Annotated in this window: 25 protein-coding genes; 13 read left to right on the forward strand and 12 right to left on the reverse strand. The window is 70.8% G+C overall.

Features of this window, described 5'->3' with window-relative positions; all coding sequences use genetic code 11:
* The first annotated feature begins 172 nt into the window (after positions 1-172).
* Complete coding sequence (locus AB0M08_RS42650; RefSeq protein WP_364506492.1) at positions 173-466, forward strand: hypothetical protein; 294 nt, start codon at positions 173-175, stop codon at positions 464-466.
* A 76-nt stretch (positions 467-542) separates the two neighbouring features.
* On the opposite strand, the gene AB0M08_RS42655 is transcribed toward AB0M08_RS42650, so the two are convergent.
* Both AB0M08_RS42655 and AB0M08_RS42660 read right to left on the reverse strand, forming a co-directional pair.
* Positions 543-2,066: a hypothetical protein gene (locus AB0M08_RS42655; protein ID WP_364506495.1), complete on the reverse strand. Its 1,524-nt coding sequence runs from the start codon at positions 2,064-2,066 to the stop codon at positions 543-545.
* Positions 2,063-3,019, reverse strand: a complete 957-nt coding sequence (locus AB0M08_RS42660) for a protein phosphatase 2C domain-containing protein (RefSeq protein WP_364506498.1) — start codon at positions 3,017-3,019, stop codon at positions 2,063-2,065. The genes AB0M08_RS42655 and AB0M08_RS42660 overlap by 4 nt, the downstream gene beginning before the upstream one ends.
* A 254-nt stretch (positions 3,020-3,273) precedes the next feature.
* On the opposite strand from AB0M08_RS42660, the gene AB0M08_RS42665 reads away from it, so the two are divergent.
* A complete protein-coding gene (locus AB0M08_RS42665; RefSeq protein WP_364506501.1) occupies positions 3,274-4,131 on the forward strand; it encodes a transposase in 858 nt (285 codons plus the stop codon).
* On the opposite strand, the gene AB0M08_RS42670 is transcribed toward AB0M08_RS42665, so the two are convergent.
* Both AB0M08_RS42670 and AB0M08_RS42675 read right to left on the reverse strand, forming a co-directional pair.
* Positions 4,128-4,805 (reverse strand): VWA domain-containing protein, encoded by a 678-nt coding sequence (locus AB0M08_RS42670; protein WP_364506504.1) that lies wholly within the window; start codon positions 4,803-4,805, stop codon positions 4,128-4,130. The genes AB0M08_RS42665 and AB0M08_RS42670 overlap by 4 nt on opposite strands.
* 84 nt (positions 4,806-4,889) lie before the next feature.
* The gene (locus AB0M08_RS42675) at positions 4,890-5,915 is read right to left on the reverse strand and encodes a LacI family DNA-binding transcriptional regulator (protein ID WP_364506506.1); all 1,026 of its coding nucleotides are present in this window, start codon (positions 5,913-5,915) and stop codon (positions 4,890-4,892) included.
* Between the two features lie 106 nt (positions 5,916-6,021).
* Here AB0M08_RS42675 and AB0M08_RS42680 point away from each other — a divergent pair, with 106 nt between their 5' ends.
* From AB0M08_RS42680 to AB0M08_RS42695, 4 genes are all read left to right on the forward strand, one after another.
* Positions 6,022-7,035 carry a LacI family DNA-binding transcriptional regulator gene (locus tag AB0M08_RS42680; protein WP_364506509.1) on the forward strand — a complete coding sequence of 338 codons (1,014 nt, stop codon included), beginning with the start codon at positions 6,022-6,024 and terminating at the stop codon, positions 7,033-7,035.
* 1,202 nt (positions 7,036-8,237) lie between these two features.
* A complete protein-coding gene (locus AB0M08_RS42685) occupies positions 8,238-9,161 on the forward strand; it encodes a sugar ABC transporter permease (RefSeq protein ID WP_364506511.1) in 924 nt (307 codons plus the stop codon).
* Positions 9,154-10,038 (forward strand): carbohydrate ABC transporter permease, encoded by an 885-nt coding sequence (locus AB0M08_RS42690; RefSeq protein WP_364506514.1) that lies wholly within the window; start codon positions 9,154-9,156, stop codon positions 10,036-10,038. The genes AB0M08_RS42685 and AB0M08_RS42690 overlap by 8 nt, the downstream gene beginning before the upstream one ends.
* 74 nt (positions 10,039-10,112) lie before the next feature.
* Positions 10,113-11,390, forward strand: a complete 1,278-nt coding sequence (locus AB0M08_RS42695; RefSeq protein WP_364506517.1) for an extracellular solute-binding protein — start codon at positions 10,113-10,115, stop codon at positions 11,388-11,390.
* 108 nt (positions 11,391-11,498) lie between these two features.
* On the opposite strand, the gene AB0M08_RS42700 is transcribed toward AB0M08_RS42695, so the two are convergent.
* Positions 11,499-12,482: a hypothetical protein gene (locus AB0M08_RS42700; RefSeq protein ID WP_364506520.1), complete on the reverse strand. Its 984-nt coding sequence runs from the start codon at positions 12,480-12,482 to the stop codon at positions 11,499-11,501.
* Positions 12,483-12,525: 43 nt separating this feature from the next.
* Positions 12,526-12,708 (reverse strand): hypothetical protein, encoded by a 183-nt coding sequence (locus AB0M08_RS42705; protein ID WP_364506523.1) that lies wholly within the window; start codon positions 12,706-12,708, stop codon positions 12,526-12,528.
* 266 nt (positions 12,709-12,974) lie between these two features.
* Between AB0M08_RS42705 and AB0M08_RS42710 the strand changes: the two genes are divergently transcribed.
* Positions 12,975-13,868, forward strand: coding sequence for a TIGR01777 family oxidoreductase (locus AB0M08_RS42710; protein ID WP_364506526.1), 894 nt, complete (start codon positions 12,975-12,977; stop codon positions 13,866-13,868).
* 79 nt (positions 13,869-13,947) lie between these two features.
* The gene (locus tag AB0M08_RS42715; RefSeq protein WP_364506527.1) at positions 13,948-14,613 is read left to right on the forward strand and encodes an alpha/beta fold hydrolase; all 666 of its coding nucleotides are present in this window, start codon (positions 13,948-13,950) and stop codon (positions 14,611-14,613) included.
* Positions 14,614-14,730: 117 nt separating this feature from the next.
* Here the strand turns inward: AB0M08_RS42715 and AB0M08_RS42720 are convergent, their stop codons facing one another.
* Together AB0M08_RS42720 and AB0M08_RS42725 are read right to left on the reverse strand one after the other, a co-directional pair.
* Complete coding sequence (locus AB0M08_RS42720; protein WP_364506528.1) at positions 14,731-15,588, reverse strand: hypothetical protein; 858 nt, start codon at positions 15,586-15,588, stop codon at positions 14,731-14,733.
* Positions 15,585-16,001, reverse strand: a complete 417-nt coding sequence (locus tag AB0M08_RS42725) for a hypothetical protein (protein ID WP_364506531.1) — start codon at positions 15,999-16,001, stop codon at positions 15,585-15,587. The genes AB0M08_RS42720 and AB0M08_RS42725 overlap by 4 nt, the downstream gene beginning before the upstream one ends.
* Positions 16,002-16,100: 99 nt before the next feature.
* Here AB0M08_RS42725 and AB0M08_RS42730 point away from each other — a divergent pair, with 99 nt between their 5' ends.
* Entirely contained in the window at positions 16,101-18,857 is a 2,757-nt protein-coding gene (locus AB0M08_RS42730; protein WP_364506533.1) for a CHAT domain-containing protein, read from the forward strand.
* Here the strand turns inward: AB0M08_RS42730 and AB0M08_RS42735 are convergent.
* A complete protein-coding gene (locus AB0M08_RS42735) occupies positions 18,840-19,301 on the reverse strand; it encodes a hypothetical protein (RefSeq protein ID WP_364506536.1) in 462 nt (153 codons plus the stop codon). The genes AB0M08_RS42730 and AB0M08_RS42735 overlap by 18 nt on opposite strands.
* Before the next feature lie 86 nt (positions 19,302-19,387).
* Positions 19,388-19,966, reverse strand: coding sequence for a helix-turn-helix domain-containing protein (locus tag AB0M08_RS42740; RefSeq protein ID WP_364506539.1), 579 nt, complete (start codon positions 19,964-19,966; stop codon positions 19,388-19,390).
* 126 nt (positions 19,967-20,092) lie between these two features.
* Between AB0M08_RS42740 and AB0M08_RS42745 the strand changes: the two genes are divergently transcribed.
* Together AB0M08_RS42745 and AB0M08_RS42750 are read left to right on the forward strand one after the other, a co-directional pair.
* On the forward strand, positions 20,093-21,022 hold the full coding sequence (locus AB0M08_RS42745; protein ID WP_364506542.1) for an NADP-dependent oxidoreductase: 930 nt from the start codon (positions 20,093-20,095) through the stop codon (positions 21,020-21,022).
* Between the two features lie 62 nt (positions 21,023-21,084).
* Entirely contained in the window at positions 21,085-21,492 is a 408-nt protein-coding gene (locus tag AB0M08_RS42750; RefSeq protein WP_364506544.1) for an SRPBCC family protein, read from the forward strand.
* Here the strand turns inward: AB0M08_RS42750 and AB0M08_RS42755 are convergent.
* Entirely contained in the window at positions 21,489-22,253 is a 765-nt protein-coding gene (locus AB0M08_RS42755) for a class I SAM-dependent methyltransferase (RefSeq protein WP_364506547.1), read from the reverse strand. The two genes, AB0M08_RS42750 and AB0M08_RS42755, sit on opposite strands and share 4 nt — an antisense overlap.
* Before the next feature lie 75 nt (positions 22,254-22,328).
* Entirely contained in the window at positions 22,329-23,351 is a 1,023-nt protein-coding gene (locus AB0M08_RS42760) for a Glu/Leu/Phe/Val dehydrogenase dimerization domain-containing protein (RefSeq protein WP_364506550.1), read from the reverse strand.
* Positions 23,352-23,431: 80 nt separating this feature from the next.
* On the opposite strand from AB0M08_RS42760, the gene AB0M08_RS42765 reads away from it, so the two are divergent.
* Both AB0M08_RS42765 and AB0M08_RS42770 read left to right on the forward strand, forming a co-directional pair.
* Entirely contained in the window at positions 23,432-23,890 is a 459-nt protein-coding gene (locus AB0M08_RS42765) for an Lrp/AsnC family transcriptional regulator (protein ID WP_364506552.1), read from the forward strand.
* 337 nt (positions 23,891-24,227) lie between these two features.
* Positions 24,228-24,665, forward strand: coding sequence for a nuclear transport factor 2 family protein (locus AB0M08_RS42770; protein WP_364506555.1), 438 nt, complete (start codon positions 24,228-24,230; stop codon positions 24,663-24,665).
* Positions 24,666-24,802: the final 137 nt, after the last annotated feature.

Consider the following 24,802-nt stretch of genomic DNA (forward strand, 5'->3'; position numbering starts at 1 on the left):
CGCCACCAAACACGGCATCAACCTCTACGACGCCCTCGTCCAACTGACATCCGGCCAGCCATGGATCCCCGCCATCAACTGACCTGAGTAGTTACCAGATTCCTATTGCCTGGATGACTCCGGCGGCAACAGTGTGTGCTATGAGTTTCCCGTGGGTGCGAACGATTTCACTGTGAAGTACAAATCCGCGACCGCGCTGAAGGTGACCTCGGGGAGATCGAACACGACGTTCGCGATTCAACTGTCAACGGCCGACGGACCCGGGAACTGGACCACCGGCGGTTACACCTCCAATCCGAAGATTAAGTTGCTGCGTAACGGAAAGACCGTAAAGACCGTTTACGCCTCAAAGGACGAGGGCTACGTCCGCTTCACGATGAAGAAGTCGAGCAAAGCCACCTACCAAGCAGTCATGGAGGAGCGGCCGAAGGTCTGGAGCTCGAAGTCCAAGACCGTGACCAGGTAGCACCGGAGAGTCCCGTGCACCTTCCGCCGCTGCTTCACGAGCGCCCACGGGATGACCCCCCCGCCGAGTACCGCGCTCAGGGACAGGAGTAGCTCTCCGGCTTACTGGCCGCGGTGATCTCGTCGCCGGTCAGCGTGAGGCGGGAACGCCAGCATCCGGCCGAGGTGAAATCGTACGGTGTGAAAATGACGTTGATCTGGGGTTTCGCCGTGCGGACCCCGATGATCCGCCCGCTCATGAACGGGCCCTTCCGGGACAGCCTGTCGATGCTGGCGCTCTTGTCGGTGTACTCGCTGTTCATGATGCAGGCGAGGCTCTCGACCGCGTCCTCCGCCTTCTTGACCCGCGCGCTCTGCCGGTTGATGCCGGATCCGACGGTGAGCCGGAACTGGACGCAGAGTCTCAAGTACGTCGAGTACGGCAGGGTGGGCGCGAGCCCGGTGGGCAGAAAGCCGGTCGGATACGGGTAGCCGCTCGGATACAGGTAGCCGGGGTAGCGGTCCGCGGTCGGGAAGAGACGGTCGTAGGCGTAGGTGGGCAGCGGGATCGGGCTCTGCTGGTTGTCGGTGCCGATGAGCCCCACCAGCACCGACACGATCGTGCTGATCCCGATGAACCAGCTCCAGAACTGGCGGCCCGGCCCGGTCCGGACCGGCTGCGGCCCCGGCACGGTGGCCCGCGGCGGCAGCACCTCGCCGACCAGTACCGGCTCCGGTTCCGGTGCCGCCTCCCGGATCGGGGGCGGCACCGACGGCGTCTTGGTGATCACCTTCTCCAGCGGTTCGAGCCACTGCGCCAGGCCCGGGCGCCGGCCCGGATCCGCGTCGAGGCTGCGTACCGCCAGGCGGTGCACCGCCCCGTCCATCCGCTTGCGCGCCACCGCCGGATCCCGGACCTGCTGATCCCCGGCGAACAACCGGACCGCGAGCAGCCCGAACTTGTACGCGTCCGACGCCTCGGTGCCCAACTCCTCGGCGTCGGCGGGCAGATGCCACTCCGGCGTCTCGGCCTGCTCCAGGACGGTGTCGTCGCCGAGGCGCATCCCGTCGCAGTCCAGGAAGTAGCAGCGCGGCCGCACGACCGGGCTGAACAGCAGGTTGTTCGGCGAGAGGTCGCCGACGCGCACACCCAGCCGGTGCAGCGTCGCGAGGGCCGAGGCGGTGTCGCGCAGGAACTCCAGCCGCAGCCGGTCGTCCACGTGCAGCCCGCGGGCCCGCAGGTAGCGCTCGTCGTTCAGCAGGTACTGCACCTGGGCGAGCACGCTCGACGGACCGCTCGGCCAGCGCAGCTCGACGGTGAACTCCGGTGGCACCCGCGGCATCAGGAACCCGCGGACCACCCCGTCCTTGCGGACCACCGCGGTCGGCCAGGCGGCCAGCCCGAGCAGCGCCGCGGCGTCCGCCCCGTCGCCGCTGCCGAGCCGCACGAACCGGTGCAGCGTCGTCACGTCCACGTCGTCGACGAACCGGGTGGCGTACTCCTTGTAGACCAGCCGCGGGTCCTCCACCAGGGCGTAGACCGTGCCCTGCCCACCGGTGCCGATCCGGGTCCGCGGCCCCAGATCGGCCAGGTTCACCTCGAGGACCGGCGGTTCGGTCACCCGTCTGCCTTCGCTTCCTCAGCTTCTCCCGTACGGCTCCGTGAGGCGGTCCTCCAGAGCCCGATCAGCGTACGGTCGTCGTCCCACGGCCCGGTGAAGTCGAGCAGCCAGGCGAGCCGGGCCATCGGGGGCGGCGTCTCCAGGGCCTCGGCGAAGAGCCGGCCGACCTCGCCCTTGCCGTCCCCGAGCGGTTCGGCGAACCCGTCCGTCCCGAGGACCAGCACATCGCTCGCGTCGAGCGCGACGGTCACGGGTTCGATCGCGTTCGGCACCCGCGGCAGCGCCGCCACCCCGTCCGGCAGCAGTTCGTCCTCGGGCCGGGTCAGCGCCGGGAAGAGCGGCGTCCAGACCCCGTCCCGCAGCGTCCAGGCCGCCGAGTCACCGACCCGCACCAGCCACGCGCTCCCGTCCGGTCCGACCAGCGCGACCACGACCGTGGTGGCCAACAGTGCTTCGGCCCGCTGCGGCTCCGCCTCGCCGAGCTGCCGGTTCGCATACTCGACGAGCGACCACCCGGCACATCGCAGCAGGTCGCCCCAGTCGACGCCGTCGCCCGAGCCGCCGTCACCACCCGCGCCGTCGCCCGCACTGCCGGCCGTGTCCAAGGCCCGGAGCAGGTAGTCGACCACGGTCCGGCAGACCACGGTGGCGCCCATGTGGGAGAGCGCCGCGCTCGACAGCCCGTCCGCGACGACCGCGATCACGCTGCCGCTGCCGGGGTGCACGGCCAGCGCGAACTCGTCCTGCCGGGGCACCCCGAGCACCCGGTGCGAGACTCCGCGAACGGCCGCCGCCCGCACCTCGAGCTCCTCGGTCGCCCACCCGTCGGCCACGGTGTCCGGCCGGTACGGCTGAGTCCCCGGCGCCCGCGCGGCTCCCGGGGCTCCGGTGGACGGCCCGATTCCGGTCGCCGGCCCGAACTCCGGTGGCGCCCAGTCGAACGGGGCGGTCATCGGTTGCCTTCTGTGGAAACCCCCGGCTTTAGCCGTGGGGAGGAAACGGGCCCCCTGCGGAGCAGGTCAGGGGTAGCTCGTCCGCCGTCAAGGCGGATGGGCGTCTGGTCAGACGCTGTGTTGGCTCTCGACCTGCCTTTGGACCGCTTCCAGGGTGGTCGGGTGTCGTCTCGATCGCCTCGGTCGGGGTGTCTCGTTCGACCTGGCCTCGTCCGTGCTTGCACTGTGTAGGTCGATGCCGTATTGAGTCTGGTGTGTCCGAGACGGTGCGTTTCACCTACCGTTTGCGGCCCGGTCGCATCGCGCAGGCCGCACTGCTCGGCGAGTGGGGCCGTTGCCGGTGGTTGTGGAACGAGGCGGTGCACCAGCAGAGGACCGGCCGCAAGCCGACGTTCGGGAAGCTGTCGAAGCTGCTGACCGAGGCCCGGTCCCGTAACGCCTGGCTGCGCGAGGGTTCGCAGGTCGACCTGCCCCACCTCGGCCACCGGAAACGGTGCGCTGCCGAGCTGGCCAAGGCTCAGCGCAGGATGGCCCGCCGTCGTCGGCCCAAGGGGCAGAAGGCGTCGAAGGGCTACCTGGCCGCGAAGGCGCAGGCGGCCCGGATCGGTAAGAGGGCGGCCCGGCAGAACACCCACGACGCCCGTGTCTGGGCCAAGACCGTGGTCGAGCACCACGGCCTGATCGCGGTGGAGGACTTCAAGCCGAGGTTCCTGGCCAAGACCAGCATGGCCCGTAAGGCGGCCGACAACGCGATCGGCGCGTGCGAGAAAGAGTTGATCGAGCGTGGCGTGCGGGCGGGCGGGCCGGTGGTGCTGGTGCCGCCCGCCTACACGACGATGACCTGCTCCGGGTGCGGTGAGAGAGCCAATCTCCGCCTCGGACTGGGCGTACGGACTTTCGAGTGCACGGCATGTGGTTACACCGCGGGCCGTGACCTCAACGCCGCGAGGACGATTCTCGCCACGGCTGAACGCGGCCGTGCCAGTGCCGACGACGTCAGACATCGGATCGCCTCCTTCCGGGACGGTGGATCAGATGCGGTCCGAGCTGGGAATCCAGAGCCGCAAGGCTCCGGAGGGAAATCCCCCGGATTCATCCGTGGGGATCGTTAAAGGACGTCCGCGGCCATCCGGAAGCTGTCCGGGCGCTCGACGACCAGCTCGGCCTCGGTGCCGCCCACCGCCTGACCGGACTTGATCACGCTCCGGGTCAGCGCGGTGCAGAACTCGGCGATGGCGAGGCCGACCTCGACGCCGGGGGTGGCCACGAAGGCGAACTCCGGGCGGGTCGCCACGTGCAGGATGGTCTCCGCCTTCGCCTCGCCGATGCCGCAGGCGATGATGTTCGGCCCGGTCGGGGTGCGGTCCCGGTCGACCAGCTGGTCGTAGACGGACTCCCACTGCCCCGGGTCGGTCGGCTGGCCGTCGCTGAGGAAGAAGACCGCGGGGCGGTGCACGGCGAACCCCTCCCGCTTGAGCGCCCGCACGTCGGCCGGCAGCCGGTCCAGCAGCAGGGTGAAGGCGGCCGAGTACGCCGTACCGCCGCGGACCGTGAGTTGCGGCAGCGTCGTCTCGTTGCGCAGGTCGGCGAGGGCCGAGTGGACGATGACGTCGTCGGAGAAGCCGACGATCGAGAAGCGCACCTTGGCGGCGGCGAGCGGTTCGCGCAGCAGCGCCTCGTGCAGGGAGCGCAGCCCCGCGTTCAACTCGTCCACCACCGGGCTCATCGATCGTGACTCGTCGGCGACCAGGTAGACGGGGAGGACCCGGCCCGCTGTTTCGGACATGCTCACCACCAGGGCTCGAAAGTGGACGGCCCGAAAGTAGCACCGGGAGTCCAGGCCCGGGAGCCCCATCTATGGAATACGGTTTCAGTCGTGTATCGATGGGGAACGCGGACGGGTGCTCTCCCGCAGCACCACCTCGACCGGCACCTCGATCTGACCGGCGGGTTCGCCGGCGAGGGCCAGCTCCAGCGCGCGCCGGCCCAGGTCATGCAGGGGTACCCGGACCGAGGTGAGCGCGGGCGTGACATCCGAGGCCGCCTCGATGTCGTCGAACCCGGCGATCGCGAGATCCACCCCGGGCCGCACACCCGCCGCGCGCAGCCCGGTCATCGCCCCGATCGCGGTCATGTCGTTCACGGCGAAGACCGCGTCCACCCCGTCCACACCCCGCTCCACCAGCACGGACGCGGCGGCGTATCCACCGTCCCTGGTCGGCTCGGCATCGATGGAACACCGGGCGTCCAGATCGACCCCGCCCTCGCGCAGGCCCTCGATGAAGCCGAGCATCCGCTCCCGCGCGATCCCGGAGCCGTTCTCCGGCCGGATCGCGGCGAAGCGGCGGTAGCCCAGGTCGATCAGCGCTCGGGCCAGTCTGCGGGCCCCGCCGCGGTTGTCGATCGCCAGGGTCGGGAACGGCAGGTCGCCGCGGCTCAGCATCGCGACCCGGCCGCCCGCCTGCCGGTAGAGGTCCAGCTCGGCGAGGAGACCCGGGTGCGTGTCCGCCTCGCCGATCCGGCCGCCGGCGATGACGATGGCACGCGGACGCTGGCCCCGGATCGTACGTACGATAGCCGTCTCCAGATCCGGAGAACGGTCGGTGACCGCCGCAGTGACGGTGAGTCCCGCCTGGTCAGCGGCCTCGGCGAGGCCGTCGTTGATCGACGCGAAGTAGGGGTCGTCGAGCGCGCCCACGATCAGCGCCACCGTGTCGCTGGACCCGCGGGCGATCGCCTGCGCCGAGACGTGCGGCAGGTACCCGAGCCGGATCGCCGCCTCGCGCACCCGGTCGAGGTTCTCGGCGCGCACGGTCCGCGCACTGCCGTTGAGGGCACGGGACGCGGTCGCGTAGGAGACGCCCGCCTCGCGCGCCACGTCATGCAGGGTTACCACCAGCGGATTCTGCCATGACCGGCCGTATTCTGATCCGGTCACAGACCGCGACCGGCTGAGGCGAGAGGAGCGCACCGTGCCGCACAAGGCGAGACCGACAGTCACCTTGCGTGATGTTGCCGCGGCTGCGGGCGTCTCGGTGGCGACCGCCTCCCGGGTGCTCGGCGGCGGTGGCCGGCGGGTGGTCCCGGAGAACGCGCGGCGGGTCCTCGAGGCCGCGGTGGCGCTGCGGTACACCATGGACGCCGCCGCCCGCGCGATGAGCCGGGGCACCGACGCGATCGCGCTGATCGTGGACGACCTGTCGACCGCTCCGGTGGCCGCCGTGGTCGCCGCGATGGAGCGCCAGGCCCGTACGGTCGACGCCTTCGTCACCATCACCTCCACGCGGGGTACCCCGGAACGCCAGGTCACCGCGGTCCGCACGCTCGGCGGCTTCCGCCCGCGCGCCCTGGTGCTCACCACCAGCCGGATCAACGCCACACAACCGCACACCCGCCTGCTGGAGGAGCTCACCGCGTACGAGCGCAACGGCGGCCGCGTGGTGATCTACGGCAGCGTCGACCTGCCCCCCGACCTGCCCTTCGACTCCATCTCGGTCGACGACCGGGCCTCGGCACGGGCGATGGGGGAGTACGTCGGCGGCTCCGGCCACCGCCGCCCGGTGATCCTCGCGGGCACCCGGCAGCGCTCCTTCGCGGCCGCCCGGACCAGCGGTTTCGTCGAGGGCATGCTCGCCACCGGCGTCGACGTCCAGGACATCCGGATCCTGAACTGCGAGGTCAGCCGGGCCGGCGGTTTCGACGCCGCCCGTGCGCTGATCGACGAGGGCCTCGACGACCGCGACGTGATCGTGGCGGTCAACGACGTGGTTGCGGTCGGCGCCCTGGCGGCCTGCCGCGCGGCAGGCGTCGCGGTCCCGGACCAGATCTCGGTGACCGGTTTCGACGACATCCCCCTGGCCCGCGACCTGATGCCGGGCCTGACCACGATGGTCCTCCCGTTCGCCGAGATCGGCCTCCGCGCCATCCAGATGGCCGTCACCGAGCCCCGCCGCATCCGCGAATGGGTAACCGGAAGCCTGGTGATCCGCGGCAGCACCACGACCCGCCCCACCTGACGGCCTCACCCGGCTCGGCCTCACCCGGCCGGGCCGCGACCGCACCGGCGGGGGTCGTATTCGCGGGGTGGGCGTTCTCGGCCATGGTCTGGGTCGGGGGTTATCCACAGCCGGGGTTTGTCCACAGGGTCTCGGGTCAAGATCGTTGTTTTGTGCCACTGTTCCGTTAGGGATGGGGGTTTCCCCCGGTCGGGGTGGGCCCCGACTGGCCGGGTTTGATCAACTTTTCATGATCAACTGGGGAGATGATCTTGGTGGCTGGTGGTGAGGGGTGTGTCGGCGGGCTTGAGTGACCCGTGAGTGCCAGCTTTCCCGGCGTGGCTGGCGTTCACGGGTCTGTCGGAGGGCCCGAGACACCCCGGACCACCAGCCTGCCGCCCTGAGGCACCCCGGATCGCCAGCCAACCACCCCCGAGACACCCCGGAACGCCAGCCCACCGCCCGCGGGCACCGTGCCCGCTGCCGAGACCGCCCGCAGGCACCGCGCCCGCCGCCGAGACCGCCCGCTCGACCTGCCCCGCCAGCCCACCGCCCGCGGGGCGCCGCCCGGCCGGTTCATGATCGAACTCTGGCTGGCGGAACCGACGATTCACGACGGCGAGTGCGGCGGGCGGGCGGCGGCGGGCGGGCGCGCGCGACCGGGCCCTTCCATCGTTCCGGAAGTGACCGGGCTCCGGACTACCCCGGAACACGCCAGCGCGTCCCGGCGCCGCCTCGCCCCCATACTGCGGTGTCGAAGCGCGGACTCCCGGCTGGACACTCGCCGCGGGGTCCGGTGTTCCGCCCGAGTGGTTCAGGGTCGGCTGGCGGGGTCCGGTGTTCCGCCCGAGTGGTTCAGGGTCGGCTGGCGGGGTCCGGTGTTCCGCCCGAGTGGTTCAGGGTCGGCCGGTGGGGTCCGGTGTTCCGCCCGAGTGGTTCAGGGTCGGCCGGTGGGGTCCGGTGTTCCGCCCGAGCGATCCAGAGTCGACCGGCAGGGCCAGGGGTGTCTCAAGCGGAGCGAGACACCCCGGAGCGCCGGCCAGGACCGGGAGTCGCGGGCGGTGGCCGACCATGCTCCTGGCTGGGCGTTCGCGGGGGCGGCGGCGGCTTGTGGTGACATCGGTCGCTATTCATAGAAATTCACGCAGCCGAAACACTTGACCGGGGTGTGACGGGGCTTGCAGACTCCCGGAATACGGTTTCCAGCACCCGAGGGAGGTCCTGTGAGCACGATCAGTGAGCTCCAGCGACTTCGTACTTCGACCAGCCCGCCACGCCGCCGACATAACCGGGCGGCCCTCTTCTTTCTCTCGCCCTGGCTCGTCGGACTGGTTCTGATCACCGCGGGACCGGTCCTCGCCTCGCTCGTCCTGAGCTTCACCGACTACAACCTGATCCAGCAGCCGGAGTTCAACGGGCTGGAGAACGTGCAGCGCATGTTCACCGACGACCGGCTGCACCACGCGCTCGGCGTCACCTTCCTGTACGTCTTCGTCTCCGTCCCGCTCCAGCTGGCCTGCGCGCTCGGCCTCGCGCTGCTGCTGGACCGGGGCATGCGGGGACTCGCGTTCTACCGCTCGGTCTTCTACCTGCCCTCGCTGCTCGGCGGAAGCGTCGCGATCGCGGTGCTGTGGCGGCAGGTCTTCGGCGCGGACGGCCTGATCAACCAGGCGCTGTCGCTGGTCGGGGTGGCGGGCAGGAGCTGGATCGCCGACCCGGGTACGGCACTGTCCACGCTGATCGTGCTGAACATCTGGACGTTCGGCGCACCGATGGTGATCTTCCTGGCCGGGCTGCGGCAGATCCCCACGATGTACTACGAGGCCGCGGCCGTCGACGGTGCGAGCAGGTCCCGGCAGTTCTGGAACATCACGCTGCCGCTGCTCTCGCCGATCATCTTCTTCAACCTGGTCCTGCAGATCATCCACGCGTTCCAGTCGTTCACCCAGGCGTTCGTGGTCTCCAGCGGTACCGGCGGGCCGTCCGACTCGACGATGTTCTACACGCTCTACCTCTACCAGCGAGGGTTCCACAACTTCGACATGGGGTACGCGTCGGCGCTGGCCTGGCTGCTACTCGTGATCATCGGGATCTTCACCGCGCTCAACTTCTGGGCTTCCAAGCGATGGGTTTTCTACGATGACTGACCTGGCGATCCCGGCCGCCCGCGCCGAGACCACGACGAGGATCCGGACCACCACACCGCTGCGCAGCGTCGCCAAGCACGCCGGCCTGATCCTGCTCGCCCTGGTGATGCTCTACCCGGTGCTCTGGATGGTGGTCAGCTCGCTGCGCCCCAACGAGGAGATCTTCCGCTCGCCCGGGCTCGCCCTGGACAACCTGCGGATCTCGAACTACGCGGAGGGCTGGAACGCGCTGCAGTCGCCGTTCGGGCACTACCTGCTGAACTCGGCGATCGTGGTGACCGGTTGCGTACTCGGGAATCTGATCTCCTGCTCGATGGCCGCGTACGCCTTCGCCCGCCTGGAGTTCACCGCCAAGAAGGTCCTCTTCGCGATCATGCTCGGCACCGTGATGCTGCCGATCCACGTGATCATCGTGCCGCAGTACATCCTGTTCTCGCAGTTCGGCTGGATCAACACGTTCCTGCCGCTGATCGTGCCGAAGTTCCTGGCCACCGACGCGTTCTTCGTCTTCCTGATGGTCCAGTTCATCCGCGGCCTGCCCCGCGAGCTGGACGAGGCGGCCCGGATCGACGGCGCCGGGCATCCGCGGATCTTCCTGCGGATCATCCTGCCGCTGATGGTCCCGGCCCTGGCCACCACGGCGATCTTCACGTTCATCTGGACCTGGAACGACTTCTTCAGCCAGCTCATCTACCTGACCGACCCGGAGAAGTACACCGTCCCGGTCGCGCTGCGCTCGTATGTGGACGCCACCGTCTCCACCTCGTGGGGCTCGATGTTCGCGATGAGCGTGGTCTCACTGCTCCCGATCTTCCTCGCCTTCCTGCTCGGCCAGCGCTTTCTGATCAAGGGAATCGCGACGACCGGCATCAAGTAGGACCCCGCCCAGCAAAGAAGATGGAAAGGCTGATACGTCAAATGAAACGATTCACGCGCCGCGATGTCCTGTCCATGACCACCCTGGCCGCCGCCGGTACCGCGCTCGCCGCCTGTGGCGGCAGCGGCGGCGGCGACGCGAACGGCGAGATCACCGGCGACGACATCACCCTGCGGTTCACCTGGTGGGGTTCGGACGCCCGGCACAAGCGGACCCAGTCGGTGATCGCCGCGTTCACCAAGGCGCATCCCAACATCACCATCAAGGGCGAATTCAAGGAGTGGAACGGCTACTGGGACAGCCTGGCCACCACGGTCGCCGCCAACGACGCGCCCGACATCATCCAGATGGACGAGATGTACCTGGCATCGTACGCGGAAAGGGGTGCTCTTCTTGATCTCAAGACCGCGAGCAAGCATCTCTCCACCGCGGACTTCGACGCGAAGTCGCTGGCCACCGGCGTGATCGACGACAAGCAGTACGGCGTGCCGACCGGCCTGACCGTGTTCTCGCTGGTCGCCAACACCGATCTGCTGACGCAGTACAGGGTGACGCTGCCCGACGACGCGACCTGGACGTGGGACGACCTGAAGACCGTCGGCCAGGCCGTCTCCAAGGCCAGCGGAGGCAAGGTCAACGGCCTGCAGTCCTGGGGCTTCGACGTCGGCAGCGTGAACATCTGGGCCCGCCAGCACGGCGCCGCGCTCTACTCCGCCGAGGGGAAGGTGGCGATCCCCGAGGACGTGCTCACGAGCTACTGGCAGTACCTTCTCGACATCGCCAAGGACGGCACCGCGCCGGCACCGTCGGTCACCGTCGAGCGCGCCGGCGGCAGCGTCGACCAGTCCGGTACGGCCACCAACACCGCCGCGATCGGCCCCTGGTGGGCGAGCCAGCTGACCTCGGTGCAGGCGGCCAGCGGCGAGAACCTGAAGCTGCTCAGGCTCCCCGGCGAGGCGGCGTCCGCGACCCCGGCCGCATACTACAAGCCGTCGATGTTCTGGTCGGTCTCGTCCCGCTCGAAGTACCCGGCCGAGGCGGCGCTCTTCGTGGACTACCTGGTCAACAACCAGGAGGCCGCGAACGTCATCGGCGTCGACCGCGGCGTCCCGGCGAACGCCAAGATCCGCACGGCGATCGCCAGCTCGCTGACCGGAACCGACAAGGCCGCCGCGGACTACCTGGACGCGGTCGAGGTCGGCGACTCGCCCCGGGTGACACCGAACGGCGCCAGCGACGTGGAGGCCATCCTCAAGCGGCACACCGAGGACGTCCTCTTCGCCCGCAAGACCCCGCAGGTGGCGTCCCAGGAGTTCATCAAGGAGCTCCAGGCCGCGATCGACGCCGCCTGAGGTCTTCGGTCGCCCGTGGGACCGTGCTCGGCGCCGCGGGCGCGGTGCTGAGCACGGTCGGTGATCAACGGCATGATCACCACGCGGAGAACCGGCTGGACCGCGCCCTCAGCCCCGTCTCCGCAGGATCATGATGCCCGCGGCGGAGAGGACGATGCCCAGGCCGCCGACGAGGAAGAGCAGGAGCGGGAGGCGGGACTGCTCCGCTGCCGTGGCGACGTTCGTCGTGGCCTGATGCGATGCCGCCGGGGTCGTCGTCTCCGCCGAGGGGGAGGGCGACGGTGCGTCGGGGAGGGCGTACCGGAGGATCTTCGGCTTCTCGCCCTCGGAGATGGTCAGCAGGGCGGTGCCGTCGGGGGTGTAGGTGACGGATTCGCCCTGGGGCTCGTCGGGCATGGCGATCCGGCGCGGGGTGCCCTCGGTGATCGCTGTCAGCACGTCGCCGTCGGTCACGTCGTACTCGAAGGCGTCGGCGTAGGTTCGCAGCACCACACGTGAGCCGTCCGGGCTGGTCGCGGCGCCGGTGACGACCAGGTGGCCGGCGAGGCCCCACGGGTTGCTGGTGGTGGTGATCGGGACCGCGACGTCGCCGACGGACTTCATCGGGGTGGTCGAACCCTTCTTCAGTACGCCGTCGGGTACGTAGATCCCGGCGGCCGCCGCCGTCTTCGTGATGATCATCGGGGTGCCGTCCGCGGTGACCAGCAGCGCCTCGGCGTCGCGGGCGCCGTCCGGGTAGGAGAGCCGGTACAGCGTGGGCTTCGACGCGCCGGGCGCCAGCTTCCAGAGGCCGATCGTCTCGCGGTTCGCGTTGTTGTCGCCGATGTCGGCGATCCAGAGCGTCCCGTCCGCGCCCAGCTGCATGTCCTCGGTGTCGCGGGGCTGCGACGGGTAGGAGACCGTCCGTTTCACATCACAGTCGCCGTCGAGGTAGAAGATCTTCCGGTGTGAGGCGAGGTCGGTGCCGTCGTTCACCACGACGTACCCGCCGTCGGTCGCGACCAGCCCGGAGGCCTCATCCACGCGCTGGTCGTCGACGGTACAGACGGTGCCGGCCGCCACCGCGGCCGCAAGCATCGGGGCGAGCAACATGCCATCATTCGACCATGTGCCCGCCACCGCGCTCGCCATCGGCCTAACCGGTGAATACCTCGTCCAGGAAGTTCTCCAGCGCCGGCTGGCTGCGCTTGCCGGCGGTCTCCCGGTACATCGGAATCCCGGGCAGGGTGAACGCGTGCGGCGCACCGGAGTAGACGGTGACCTGCCAGTCCAGGTCATCCCGGGTACGCGGCTGGTAGTAGCCCAGCCGGGCGGGCATCTGGGCGCGCGCCTTCGGGTACTCGCGCTAGCCCCGACCGGTCGTGCACCACGATCACGGCGGGCTTGCGCTCGGTGATCGCGGCGTAGCCTTCGAGGGGTTGCCCGCCGTGCTCGTCGGCGAGGTCGGCGGTCGCGATCCGCGCACCCGCCCCGGCGGGCACGGTCGCCACGAGGCTCTGATGAATTTCGGACAGCTCGGGCATGAGCCCCAGCCCGCGGCGCGATCTTGACGGCGGTAATGTTGAATCTTCAAGGAGGTACGACATGCGCATCCTGCTGGCCGGCGCGTCCGGTTTCCTGGGCACCCGGCTCTCCGCCCACCTGACCGGCGCCGGGCACACGGTGACCACGCTGGTCCGCCGCGCACCCCGGAACCCTGCCGAGGTGAGGTGGGACCCCGCTGCCGGGGCGCTCGATCCGGCGGTGGTCGCGGCGGCCGACGCGGTGATCAACCTGGCCGGGGCGGGGATCGGGGACAAGCGCTGGAGTGCGGCGTACAGGGAACTCCTGCGCAGCAGCCGCCTGGAGACGGCCGGGACGCTCGCCGGGGTGATCGCCGCCCTTCCCGAGACTGATCGACCTCGGACATTTCTGCAGGCCTCCGCGGTCGGCTGGTACGGCGGGACCGGCGACCACCCGGTGACCGAGAAAGACCCGGTGGCGCGCGGTTTCCTCCCGGAGCTGTGCCGTGACTGGGAGGCCGCCGCCCGCCCGGCCGCCGATGCCGGCGTGCGCACCGTCCTGCTGCGCACCGGTCTGCCGCTCGACGGCCACGGTGGATTCCTGCAGCCCCTGTTGCCGCTCTTCCGGTTCGGGCTGGGCGCCCGCCTCGCCTCCGGCCGCCAGTGGACGCCGTGGATCTCGCTCGCCGACTGGCTCGCCGCCACGGCGTTCCTGCTGGTCACCGAGGGTGTCGAGGGCCCGGTCAACCTGGTCGCCCCGAACCCGGTCACCAACACGGCATTCACCAGGGAGCTGGCCCGGGCGCTGCACCGTCCGGCGTTCCTCGCCGTACCCTCCTTCGCCCTGGATCTGGCGCTGGGGGAGTTCGGCGCCGAGGCCCGCCGCAGCCAGCGTGTCCTCCCGGCGGCCCTGGAGTCGGCCGGCTTCCGCTGGGCGCACCCGACCCTGCCGGAGGCGCTGCACGCGATCCTTTGACCACTGGCGATTTCACCGATGCGTGGCCACCCTGATTGCACTGAGGATGCAGAAACCCCCGAACGCTTCAGGAGGTCTCATGCGTCGCCTCGTCGTCCTCGTCACCGCGCTGCTGGCCGCACTCGCGCTGACCCCGTCCCCGCCCGCGGCCGCCGCCCCGGGCACGCCGGTGATCTTCGTGCACGGCTACACCGGCAGCGCCTCGAACTGGACCACCGCCATCGCCCTCTTCCGGGCCGGCGGTTACTCCAGTTCCGAGCTCTTCGCGTACGAGTACAACTCCTACGGCAACAACATCACCAACGCCGAGGGGCTGGCCACCTACGTCAGCAGGGTCCGCGCCCAGACCGGCGCGTCCCAGGTCGACATCGTCAACCACTCGATGGGCGGCCTGGTCAGCCTCTGGTACGTCAAGCAGCTCGGCGGCGCCCCGTACGTCCGCCACCTGGCGTCCCTGGCCGGCGCCAACCACGGAACGACGTACGCCGGTGCCTGCCTGATCTACGTCACCTGCCAGCAGATGTACCCCGGATCGTCCTTCATCACCACGCTGAGCACCGGCGACGAGACCCCGGGCAGCACGGCGTACGCCACCTGGTACTCCCCGTGCGACGGCGTCATCATCCCGTACACCAGCACGGTCCTGAGCGGCGCCACCAACAACTACGTCCTCTGCCAGACCCACATCGGCTACCTGACCGACACCGTGACCCTGACGGCGGTGCGCACCTTCCTGGCGAGCTAGCTCGTGTTTCGGGACCCGGCCGAGTGCGAGGCGCGGTCCAGAAACGCGAGCTGAACCTTTCCACGAGCTTCTCCGGTACGGCCGTGTGCCCGATGTGGGCGCGCGGCCCTCCGTGGTTCAGGCTCGCTTGTTCAGCATGTCGTTGATCCGCCGGCCGTCGGCGCGGGTGATCCGCCCGTGGGCCAGTTCGACGCCCGCGATCTCGGCGAGGGCCCGCTGCTGGACGTCGATGGTCGCCTCGACGAGGTCCGCCAGGACGGCCGCGGCGTTCGCGGCGCGGTGGTAGCCGACCACGAACGCGACGGCCGCCGCGAGCAGCGCGGGTGGCCAGGCCACCCCGAGGGCGAGGTACAGCAGAGCCCAGCCGGAGAGCGCGGTGGCCGCCTGATAGCGGGTGTACGCGTTCTGCACGGCGGTGCGATGCGGGTCGCCGAGCAGCAGCCACAACCGGGGCCAGGCCAGGGTGGCGTCCAGACCGTACTGGGCGTCGACCCGCTCGCCGATGAGCCGGAACCGGTCACCGATCGGCGTCGCGCACCGGGGCAGATAGCGCACCGGCGGCCGGGACCGGCGTACCGCGGCGGCCGCGCGCGCTCGCCGGCGCCGGCGCAGCAGCAGCCAGAGCGGCCCGGCCGCGACGCGTGACCCGTCACGCCGGGGGAGCAGCCAGCAGCGCGGCCCGCGGGCGACGTAGACCCGGTGCACGAGCGCGGCGAGTCCCTGGGCGGCCAGCCCCGCGGCGGTGGCGGCCAGCCCCACGGCGACGACGGCCACCACGATCCGGGCGGGGTGGCCGGCGAGGGCCCGGCCGATCCGGTCCAGGCCGGTGATCAGGGCCGTCGCGTCGAGCGCGTGCCGCCACCCGAGCAGGTGACCGCCGAGCGCGGCGACGGCGAACAGCAGTCCGGGCAGGACCAGCGTGGACAGCCACCGATCGGCGAGCTTCTTGCCGAACTCGGTCAGCAGCCCGGTCACGAACGGGCTGCCGGCCCGGCGGAAGGCAGCATCGGCGTACCGTCGATGCAGTCGGGTTCGTGCCCGTGCCGGTCGGCGCGGGCCCGCCGCTCACAGCTGCCGTGCGGGCAGACGTAGTCGCCCGCCGTGCTCACCCGGTTCAGGCGCAGGCCACCGAGGGTGGCCGGACCGGCGCCGGGGCCCGCATCCCCACGCCGGACGGGCGCCGCGGCCGAGCCGGTGGTGGCCGGGTCGAAGGTCAGTCCGAGACGACGGCAGACCTGACTCGCGGGCACCCCACTGCGCAACGCCGTGACGGCCGCGTCGAGCCGGGGCCGCCAGCCGTCGTCGCCGGCGCTGGCCCGCAGACCGGGCAGCTGCGTGCAGAGCCATACCAGCACGGGTTGCTCGTCGTCGTCGACGCCATCCCTCATTCGGATTCCTCAGCTTTCGCGGCCGATGGGTTCGGGCTACGTTTCTACACCGTCGTGACTATCCGCGACGAGTTGATCACTAGCCGAAGGTTCAGCAGCATGCCGAAGAGCGGCCCGGCGATCGCCGAGGAAGACCCGGAAGCCTGGGACCAGCAGGCCACCACCATGCTGGAGCGATTCCTCGGGTCCGGTGACGCCGACGCGCTGGACCGCGCCATCGACCTGCTCCGCCGTGCGGTGTCGGCCCTCCCCGCCGACCGGGCGCGCCCCGCCGGTCTCGGCGCCGTCGTGCGGTCCCGGTTCGGGCGGGGAGTCCGGACGAACTCCCGCGATCGCGCGCGTCTGCTGTCCAACCTGGCCGGCGCGCTCGCGGAGCGGTTCGAGTCGTGCCGGGATCCGGACGACCTGGACGAGGCCATCGAGGCGGGGCGGGCCGCGGTGCTGGCCACCCCGCCCGGTCACCAGCTGCGCGCCGGCTTCCTGAACAATCTCGGCCACGCGCTGCGGATCCGATTCTGGGGTGGCCGGGATCTCGGCGATCTGAGCGAGTCCATCGCGGCATATCGAGGTGCCGTGAGGTCGGTACCGCCCGGTGACCCCGATGAGGTGAGGTTCCTCGCCACCCTCGGCAACGTCCTGCTGCAACGATTCCAGGAGATCGGGGAGCCGTCCGACCTGGACGAGGCCGTCGAGGCCGGCCGCGACGCCCGGCAGATCGCCGGTACCGAACACCCCGACCGGGTGATGGCGCTGTTCCACCTCAGCGAAACCCTGCAGGCGCGATTCGAGCGATTCAAGGAACCACCCGACCTCGACGAGGCCATCGAACTCGGGCGCTCCGTGCTGCGTGCCATGCCACTGCGCGACCCCGATCGGGCCGGAGCGCTGTCGACCCTCGGCGCCGCGTTGCGGACACGGATCGAGTGGTCCGGCGAGCCCGCCGATCTGGACGAGGCCGTCGAGATCGCCCGCGCGGCCGAGCGGGTGGCTCCCGGGTGGCATCCGAAACGGGCGGAGATCCTTTTCGAAGTCGGCGAGGCGCTGCACGCCCGCTTCGAACGAGCCCGGCAACACGCCGACCTGGACGAGGCCATCGACGTCGGCCGCGCCGCGGTGCGGGCCGCCACCGGGAACGCCAACCGGGCCGCGATGGCGACCAACCTGGGTGTCTACCTGAAGAACCGGTTCGAACGGTCCCGGGACGCCTCCGATCTCGAGGAGTCGCTGGGTCTGTGGCGGGAGGCCGTCACGGAGACCACGGCGCCGGCCTCGGCGCGGATGTTCGCCGCCCGGAACTGGGGTGCGCTGGCGGCACAGCAGCGCCGCTGGCCGGACGCGGCCGACGGATACGCCGCCGCGGTGACCCTGCCGCCGCTGCTGGTGTGGCGGGGAGTGAGCCGCGCCGGCCGGGAACGGCTGCTGGCCGACTGGGGCGGGCTGGCCGTCGACGCGGCGGCCTGCGCGATCGCCGCCGGCCAACCGGACCGCGCCGTCGAGCTGCTCGAACAGGGCCGGGGAGTGCTGTGGTCACAGCTGCTGGAGGACCGTACCGAACTCGACATGCTGCGCGGCGCCGACCCGCGCCTGGCCGCCCGGCTCGACGCGGTGCGGGACGACCTCGACGTCATCGGGGCCGCCGCGCTCCGGCCGTCCGGTGGTGACTACGTCGTCGACGCCGGCGTACGCATGGACCTGGCCCGGCAGTGGGAGAGCCTGGTCGACGAGGCCCGTACGCTGCCCGGATTCGCGGACTTCGCCCGCCCGCCGCAGGCCGCGCGCCTGCGGCACGGCGCCGCCGGGGGAACCGTCGTCATGGTCAACGTCAGCCCGTGGCGGTGCGACGCGCTACTGGTCACCGAGACCGGCGTCGAGGTGGTCGAACTGCCCGACCTCACCCACGACGTCGCGGTCGACCGGGCCGCCACCCACCTCCGGGCGCTGCGCACGGAGGCCGCCCGGATCGGCCTGGAACAGACCGTGACCACCACGCTCGAATGGCTCTGGGACGTCGTGGCCGAACCGGTGTTGACCGCTCTCGATCACCGGCACACCCCGGCGGCCGGCCAACCGTGGCCGCGGGTGTGGTGGTGCCCCACCGGCGCTCTCACCGTCCTGCCGCTGCACGCCGCCGGCCGTCACGACGGGTCCGACGGGCGCAGCGTGCTCGACCGGGTGGTCTCCTCGTACACGCCGACGCTGCGGGCACTGGCCTCGGCGAAGGCCCGGCCACGACTCGACCAGCAGGCGCGGCTGCTGCTGGTCGCCGTACCCCACACACCCGGCCGGTCGGCGCTGCCCGCCGTCGCCGCCGAACAGGCGCTGCTCACCGCGCTCTTCCCCGCGGAGCGCCGCACCCTCCTCGTCGACGGTGCGGCCACCCGTGCCGCGATCCTCGGCCACCTCCCCGCACACGCCTGGGTGCACGCCTCCTGCCACGGTGACCAGGTCCTGACCGATCCCGGCCGGGGCGGCCTGCTGCCGTACGACTGGTCCACCGCCGGTCTCGTCGGCATCCCCGACACCACCACCGGCGACCACCGCGGCGGCGACTTCGTCTTCCTCGCCGCCTGCAAGACCGCCACCGGCGGAACCACCAACGCCGACGAGGTGATCAGCCTCGCCGCCGCCCTGCACCACACCGGCTGGCGCCACGTCATCGGCACCCTCTGGTCGGTCTGGGACGCCGGCGCCGCCGACATCACCGGCGGCGTCTACCAGCGCCTGGTCCGCCACGGCCACCTCGACTCCACCCACTGCGCCGAGGCCCTGCACCACGCCGTACGCGCCTACCGCGACCAGGATGACCACCGTTACCAGCCGAGCCGATGGGCCCCGTTCCTACACATCGGCCCCTGACCTTCTGATGTCGTCCAGCTGTTGACGCCGACGCTCCGCGCCGCGCGGTGAATACGAGCCGAGCAGGACGAGCGGCATCACGCTCACGTCTCCGGAGGCCTGCACCAGCCGGAGAACGGGCGCGTGGATCGTCAATCCTGCCCGCTCGTCGACCGGCCCGCACTCGATCGCCTCGACCGCGGTCCACGGTACGACCTGGTCCCGGCTGTCGAAGCCGCGGACCCGAATGCCGTCCGCGTCGATCACCACGCCCATCCGGGCCGCCCGCCAGATGCCGATCGGCCCGGCGACGAGGCAGACACAGCCCATCGTCACCCCGAACCACTGGTGCTTCGCCACCACGTCACCGGCGGTGAAGTACGAGAACCCGAGGAACGTGACGACGCTGAAGACCGCGATCAGCACGGGGATCTGGATACGCGGCCGGACGGCGATCCGCTTCATCGATCGATCATGGCAGGCGCGCGCATCCCGTCGGCGGCCTGCCGTGATCGTGCCGGCAGAGGCTCACCCGGTCGAGGCCGTGGGGATCATGTGCCGGCGTGGAGGGCGGCCTGGGCGGCCCGAACCTCGTCGAGGGCCTTGCGGGCGATCTCCGGGTAGTCGTCGCCGGTCGAGGTGCTCCAGCGTTCGTAGGCGATCGCCGCGGCCAGGGCGCCGAGTTCCGCGGCGACGCGGGCGGTCACGTCGGGGATGCCGCGGCGTTCGAGGGCGGTGGCCATCGCGGCGGTGAGGCGGAGGTTCTTCAGTGCCTCTCGTTCGCGGAGCTCCGGGTTGGCGGCGATCACCGCCTGCCGCTGGGCGACGAACTCGCGGCGGGCGGCCGTGTAGATCTCCCGGCCGGTCGCCTCCAGGGCGAGGGCCACCGCTTCCAGGGGGGTGGCCGTCTCCGGTGCGGCGGCGATCGCCCGGGTGATGTGGTCGTCGACGGTGCCGCCGCCGAAGAGCACTTCGCGTTTGTCGGCGAAGTGGCGGAAGAACGTGGTCTTCCCGAGGCCGGCGCGCTGGGCGATGTCGATCACGGTGGTGTTCTCGTAGCCGCGTTCGGCGAACAGGTCGAGGGCCGCGCGCGCGAGTCGTCCCGATGCGTCCGGTTCCCAGCGAGCCATGAGCCCAGCATACGGCACTTGGTTCCGTCACCGTGGGCATCGAAGGGGCCGTGGGCGGTGATGGAACCAAGTCCCGTCATGGGTGCTACGGTGATGGGACCAAGTTCCGTCACGGAGGGAATGGCGATGAAGCGAATCCAGTACCACGAGTACGGCGGTCCCGAGGTCATGCGGCTCGAGGACTTCCAGCCGGCCGCGCCCGGGGCCGGCGAGATCCTCGTCCGGGTACGCGCCGCCGGTGCCAACCCGATGGACATCGGGATCCGGGCCGGGCGGCTGAAGTACGTGACCGGCCGGAGATTCCCCCGCGCGCTGGGCTACGACTTCGCGGGCGTCGTCGAGGCGGCCGGCCCCGGCGTGACCCGGGTGCGGGCCGGGGACGAGGTGGTCGGCGGGACGTCGATCACGGCGTCCGGCGCGTTCGCCGACGTGGTGATCGCGGAGGAGCGCAACGTCGTACCCAAGCCTTCGGGTCTCTCCTTCGAAGACGCCGCGACCCTGCCGATCGCCGCGGTCACCGCCCTGCAGGCCCTGGTCACGAAGGGGGGATTGCGGGCGGGGCAGCGCGTGTTCGTGCACAGCTGCCTGGGCTCGGTCGGCCAGGCGGCGGTCCAGATCGCCCTGGCCCGGGGTGCGACGGTGGCGGGCAGCTGCCGCGACACCGCACAGACGGAGGCACGGGAGCTCGGCGCCGGCCCCGTGACCGGCTTCGACGTCGACCCGGCCGCCCTGCGGGAACGCTTCGACCTGGTCCTCGACGCGGCGGGCACGCTGCCACTGCGGACCGCGCGGGCGCTGCTCACGCCCGGTGGCCGCATCGTCGGCATCCATCCCCGCCCGGCGGCGTTCGTCCGCAGTGCTCTGCCCGGGCCGTTCCGGGTCCTGGTCACCCGGTCGGTGACCAGCGATCTCGAGGAGGTCGTACGCCTGGCCGGCCGCGGGGAACTGCGGCTGCCCATCGCCCGGGCGGTCCCGCTCGCCCAGGGCATCGCGGCCCTCACCGACCTCGAACAGAACCGCCTCGGCAAGCGCGGCAAGCTCATCCTCCTGCCCTGAGGGCGCTTTCGGTAGGCTGGCGTCGTCGTATCGCCTCCGCTCGATGATGGGAAACGCCGGTCGTGGCCACAGTTCAGGTCGAAGCCTCTGTCAACGTTCCGGCGCAACGGGTGTGGGAGGCGGTGGCGGATGTCGGGGCGGTGCACCGGCGGTTGCTGCCGGGACGGGTGGCCGACGCCCGGATGGACGGGGACTTTCGCATTCTGACCATGCCGGACGGGGTGCAGGTGCGCGAGCTCATCCTCGCCGTCGACCACGACATCCGCCGGATGGCGTACACCGTGGTCGACGGGCAGCGCATGCCGTTGACCTATCACCATGCGGCCTTCCAGGTGTTCGAGGAGGGTGACGGCAGCCGCCTCGTCTGGCTGACCGACGTCCTCCCGCACGCCATGGCCGCGGTGGTGAGGGGCCGCGTCGAGCGCGGCATCCAGGAGATGAAGGAGATCCTGGAATCGGCGGACGACTAGGCGGTCGCCGGGCGGCGGGCCAGCAGGGCGAAAGCGTTCGGTAGGCGGCCGCGGAAGGCGGCCGCGTCGACCTCGCCCATGCGCCAGAACGGCTCCGGGTACTCCGCCAGGTGGCGGATCTCCAGACCCGCCCGGATCAGCGCCGTGACGGTCCGGCCCAGTGTCCACTGGAACATCACGGCGCCGTTCGCCGGGAAGCTGAAGTCGTCGCAGATGAACGAGGCGCCGAAGTAGTCGCGGTCCGGGCGGATGCGCGGCTCGTCGGCGTCCCACGTCCAGAGCTCCGTGGCCGGGTGGCCCTCGTGGAGGAAGAGGTGGCCGCCCGGGCGGAGCAGGCGGGCCATCTCGGTCGCCCACGCGTCGATGTCGGGCATCCAGATCAGCGCGCCCTTGCCGGTGTAGACGAGATCGGCGCTGTGGTCGGGCAGCGGGATGCCGGGGACCGTGGCGATCAGATAGCGACAGGCGACGCCGAGGTCGTCGGCGCGCTGCTGGGCGGTGCGGGCGGCCGACTCGCTGTAGTCGACGCCGATCACCTCGCGGGCGCCGGCCTGGACGAGCGCGATGTCGTCCTTGCCGTTGCCGCTCTGCGGGTGGACGACCGTCGGGCCGCCGGCCAGGATGTCGCGGAGCAGTTCACGTTCGCTGGCCAGCAGCGATGTGCCCGAGGCGGCTTCGGCGAGCAGTTCGTCGTAGGTCTGGTGCAGGGTCGCGTACGCCTGATTCCAGGCGGTGCGGTTGGCGTGCGTCACCTCGTCCATGCCGAGCACCATTCCGGACCGGGCGCCCGCGAGGCAATCGGATTAGCCGGAGCACCTTTTGAGTGATTCAGGTGCTTATTGGATCGTACGATGGGAGGAGAAGCGGGAGTGGGCCGCTGAGGCCGCGGCAGAGGCCGGGGTGGTGCCGGAGGCGCGGGCCTGGTGAAGGATTTCGGTCAGAGTGCCGCCGATGGCGTGGAGTCGGGCGGTGACCTGTGCCGGGCTCTCGTGGCGGAGTTCGACCGCGGTGGCGTGGATGATGCCGCCGGCGCTGACGATCACGTCGGGCGCCCAGAGGATGCCGCGGTCGTGCAGGAGAACCGCCGTCGAGGGATCGTCGAGCTGGTTGTTGGCCGGGCCGACGACGGCCGCACAGCGCAGCGCGGGAACGCTCTGTGGCGTGAGAAGACCGCCGAGAGCTGCGGGGACGAGGATGTCGACCTCGGCCGTGAGGCACTGTTCGGGGGAGACCCAGGACGAGCCGGCGAGGGCCTTCCTGGTCGGGTCGACGTCGGCGGCGACGAGGCGGGCGCCGGTGGCGGAGAGCATCCGGAAGACGTGCGTGCCGACGCGGCCGAGTCCGAGAAGGGCGAAGGTGCGGCGCGTCAGATCGGCTGATCCGAAACGGTCCTGGGCGACGGCCTGGAGAGCGGCGACGACGCCGATCGCGGTGGCTTCGGAGGAGTCGCCGCTGCCGCCGGCGGAGACCGGGCGGCAGAAGACGTGCGGGGTGCGCCCGGCGATCACGGCCATGTCGTCCGGGGAGGTGCCGACGTCGGGGCCGGTCGCGTAGGCGCCGCCCAGCGCGGCGATGACATCGCCGACGTCCAGCAATGCGTCGCGCCGATCGGTATCGGACGTGAGGGCGACGACCGTCTTACCGCCACCGTTCGGGAGGCCGGCGAGGGCGCACTTCTCGGACATGGCGGCGGAGAGGCGCAGGGCGTCGGTGAGCCCGTCGCGCCAATCCGGGTACGGCTTGATCCGGCAGCCGCCGATGGCCTGCCCGAGGGCGGTGGAGTGCACCGCCACGATGATCGGGGCGCCGGAGCGGGCACCGCGGCGGACGATGACCTGTTCGTGCATGAAGTCGCTCATGGCCCAGAACGCTAGGCATTCAGACAGCCATGATCGCCTGTTGCCGAACGATGTTCGGAGAAGGTGGCAGTATCCCGGTCGTGGACGAACTTGATACGGCGATCATCCAGCGTTTGCAGGCGGACGCACGGCAGACCAACAGGGAGTTGGCGGCGGCGATCGGGGTGGCGCCGTCGACCTGCCTGGAGCGGGTCCGGAGCCTGCGGGACCGCGGGGTGATCACGGGCTATCACGCCGACGTCGACCTGGCGGCGCTGAACCGGGGCGTCCAGGCGCTGCTGCACGTGCAGGTCAGGCCGTTGAGCCGAACGGTGATCGAGAGCTTCAAGAAGTACGCGATGGGGTTACCGGAGGTCCTGTCGGTCTTCGTGGTCACCGGCGGCGACGATTTCCTGGTGCACGTGGCGGTGCCCAGCGTCGACGGCCTGCACGCGTTCCTGATGGACAAGTTCAGCGGCCGCCGGGAGATCGTCGGCTTCCGCAGCTCGGTGATCTACCAGCACACCCGCAAGCAGGTGATCGAGCCGCTCGACCTCTGACGACCTGGGCTACCCCGCCTTCGGGCGCCTGATAGTGGGCGATGTTGTGCCGGGTGGTCAGGCTGGCGCGGCTGTAGCGGCCGAGGACCCGTACTTGATCGGTGAGCAGCGCGCCCGGTGCGGCGATGGTTTCGCCTGGTCGTTTCCGCGGTACTCGCGGTACCCGACACACCGGCCGCGGCGCCGGCCGCCAGCGCCGCCGCGATCGCGTCCACCGTGACAGTCCCACCCTTCGCCCGGCCAGGGGCGTCGACGGCCGGCAGTTCGATGACACCAGCCGGTGTCACATCGCGACGGGCGGAGACGTCGACGGAGGAGAGCGAGGGGAAGGGCATCGATGAGTGACATGCGGGCGATCGCGGATCGGGTGGAGATCGAGGCGTTGCGGGGTGAGTTCAGCGACGCCGTGATGATGCGGGACTACGAGCGGCTGGCCGGGCTCTTCACCCCGGACGGGGCGCTGCGGATGCCGAACATCCCGGTCGAGCTGGTCGGGCGGGGGCAGATCGCCGAGTGGGGGGTGAAGGCGGCCGGGATCGTGGAGTTCCTGATCCAGACGACGACGCCGGGGGTGATCCGTCTGGCCGGGGACGAGGCGAGCGGCCGGGCCTACATGCAGGAGCTCGCGCGGCTGCGTGACGGTCACTCGGAGATGAACGTCGCGATCTACCACGACCGCTATCGGCGTACGGCGGACGGCTGGCGGTTCGTCGAGCGCGTCTACGACGTCCGGTACCGGGACGACACCCCGCTGCCCGGCGAATCGGCGGCGTGAGTGCCGCAGCGCCGGATAGTGGCTGGTGCTCACGGGTGTGTCAGGGCATTCGAGACACCCGTGACCGTGCTGGTCGATTCTGGACCGCCCGGGTGGGACGCCGGATCCCGTGGCGAGTGCCCGTCCGAAACGCTCGC

It is taken from the genome of Actinoplanes sp. NPDC051851 (genome assembly GCF_040681165.1).
In the GTDB taxonomy this organism is placed as follows: Bacteria; Actinomycetota; Actinomycetes; order Mycobacteriales; family Micromonosporaceae; genus Actinoplanes.

Excerpts from the sequence above, each read along its gene's own strand:
- AB0M08_RS42660 (WP_364506498.1), bottom strand. The coding sequence starts at position 3,019 with ATGACCGCCCCGTTCGACTGGGCGCCACCGGAGTTCGGGCCGGCGACC.
- AB0M08_RS42670 (WP_364506504.1), bottom strand. The coding sequence starts at position 4,805 with ATGTCCGAAACAGCGGGCCGGGTCCTCCCCGTCTACCTGGTCGCCGAC.
- AB0M08_RS42690 (WP_364506514.1), top strand. The coding sequence starts at position 9,154 with ATGACTGACCTGGCGATCCCGGCCGCCCGCGCCGAGACCACGACGAGG.
- AB0M08_RS42695 (WP_364506517.1), top strand. The coding sequence starts at position 10,113 with ATGACCACCCTGGCCGCCGCCGGTACCGCGCTCGCCGCCTGTGGCGGC.
- AB0M08_RS42700 (WP_364506520.1), bottom strand. The coding sequence starts at position 12,482 with ATGTTGCTCGCCCCGATGCTTGCGGCCGCGGTGGCGGCCGGCACCGTC.
- AB0M08_RS42705 (WP_364506523.1), bottom strand. The coding sequence starts at position 12,708 with ATGCCCGCCCGGCTGGGCTACTACCAGCCGCGTACCCGGGATGACCTG.
- AB0M08_RS42710 (WP_364506526.1), top strand. The coding sequence starts at position 12,975 with ATGCGCATCCTGCTGGCCGGCGCGTCCGGTTTCCTGGGCACCCGGCTC.
- AB0M08_RS42715 (WP_364506527.1), top strand. The coding sequence starts at position 13,948 with ATGCGTCGCCTCGTCGTCCTCGTCACCGCGCTGCTGGCCGCACTCGCG.
- AB0M08_RS42725 (WP_364506531.1), bottom strand. The coding sequence starts at position 16,001 with ATGAGGGATGGCGTCGACGACGACGAGCAACCCGTGCTGGTATGGCTC.
- AB0M08_RS42730 (WP_364506533.1), top strand. The coding sequence starts at position 16,101 with ATGCCGAAGAGCGGCCCGGCGATCGCCGAGGAAGACCCGGAAGCCTGG.
- AB0M08_RS42735 (WP_364506536.1), bottom strand. The coding sequence starts at position 19,301 with ATGAAGCGGATCGCCGTCCGGCCGCGTATCCAGATCCCCGTGCTGATC.
- AB0M08_RS42740 (WP_364506539.1), bottom strand. The coding sequence starts at position 19,966 with ATGGCTCGCTGGGAACCGGACGCATCGGGACGACTCGCGCGCGCGGCC.
- AB0M08_RS42745 (WP_364506542.1), top strand. The coding sequence starts at position 20,093 with ATGAAGCGAATCCAGTACCACGAGTACGGCGGTCCCGAGGTCATGCGG.
- AB0M08_RS42755 (WP_364506547.1), bottom strand. The coding sequence starts at position 22,253 with ATGGACGAGGTGACGCACGCCAACCGCACCGCCTGGAATCAGGCGTAC.
- AB0M08_RS42760 (WP_364506550.1), bottom strand. The coding sequence starts at position 23,351 with ATGAGCGACTTCATGCACGAACAGGTCATCGTCCGCCGCGGTGCCCGC.
- AB0M08_RS42770 (WP_364506555.1), top strand. The coding sequence starts at position 24,228 with ATGAGTGACATGCGGGCGATCGCGGATCGGGTGGAGATCGAGGCGTTG.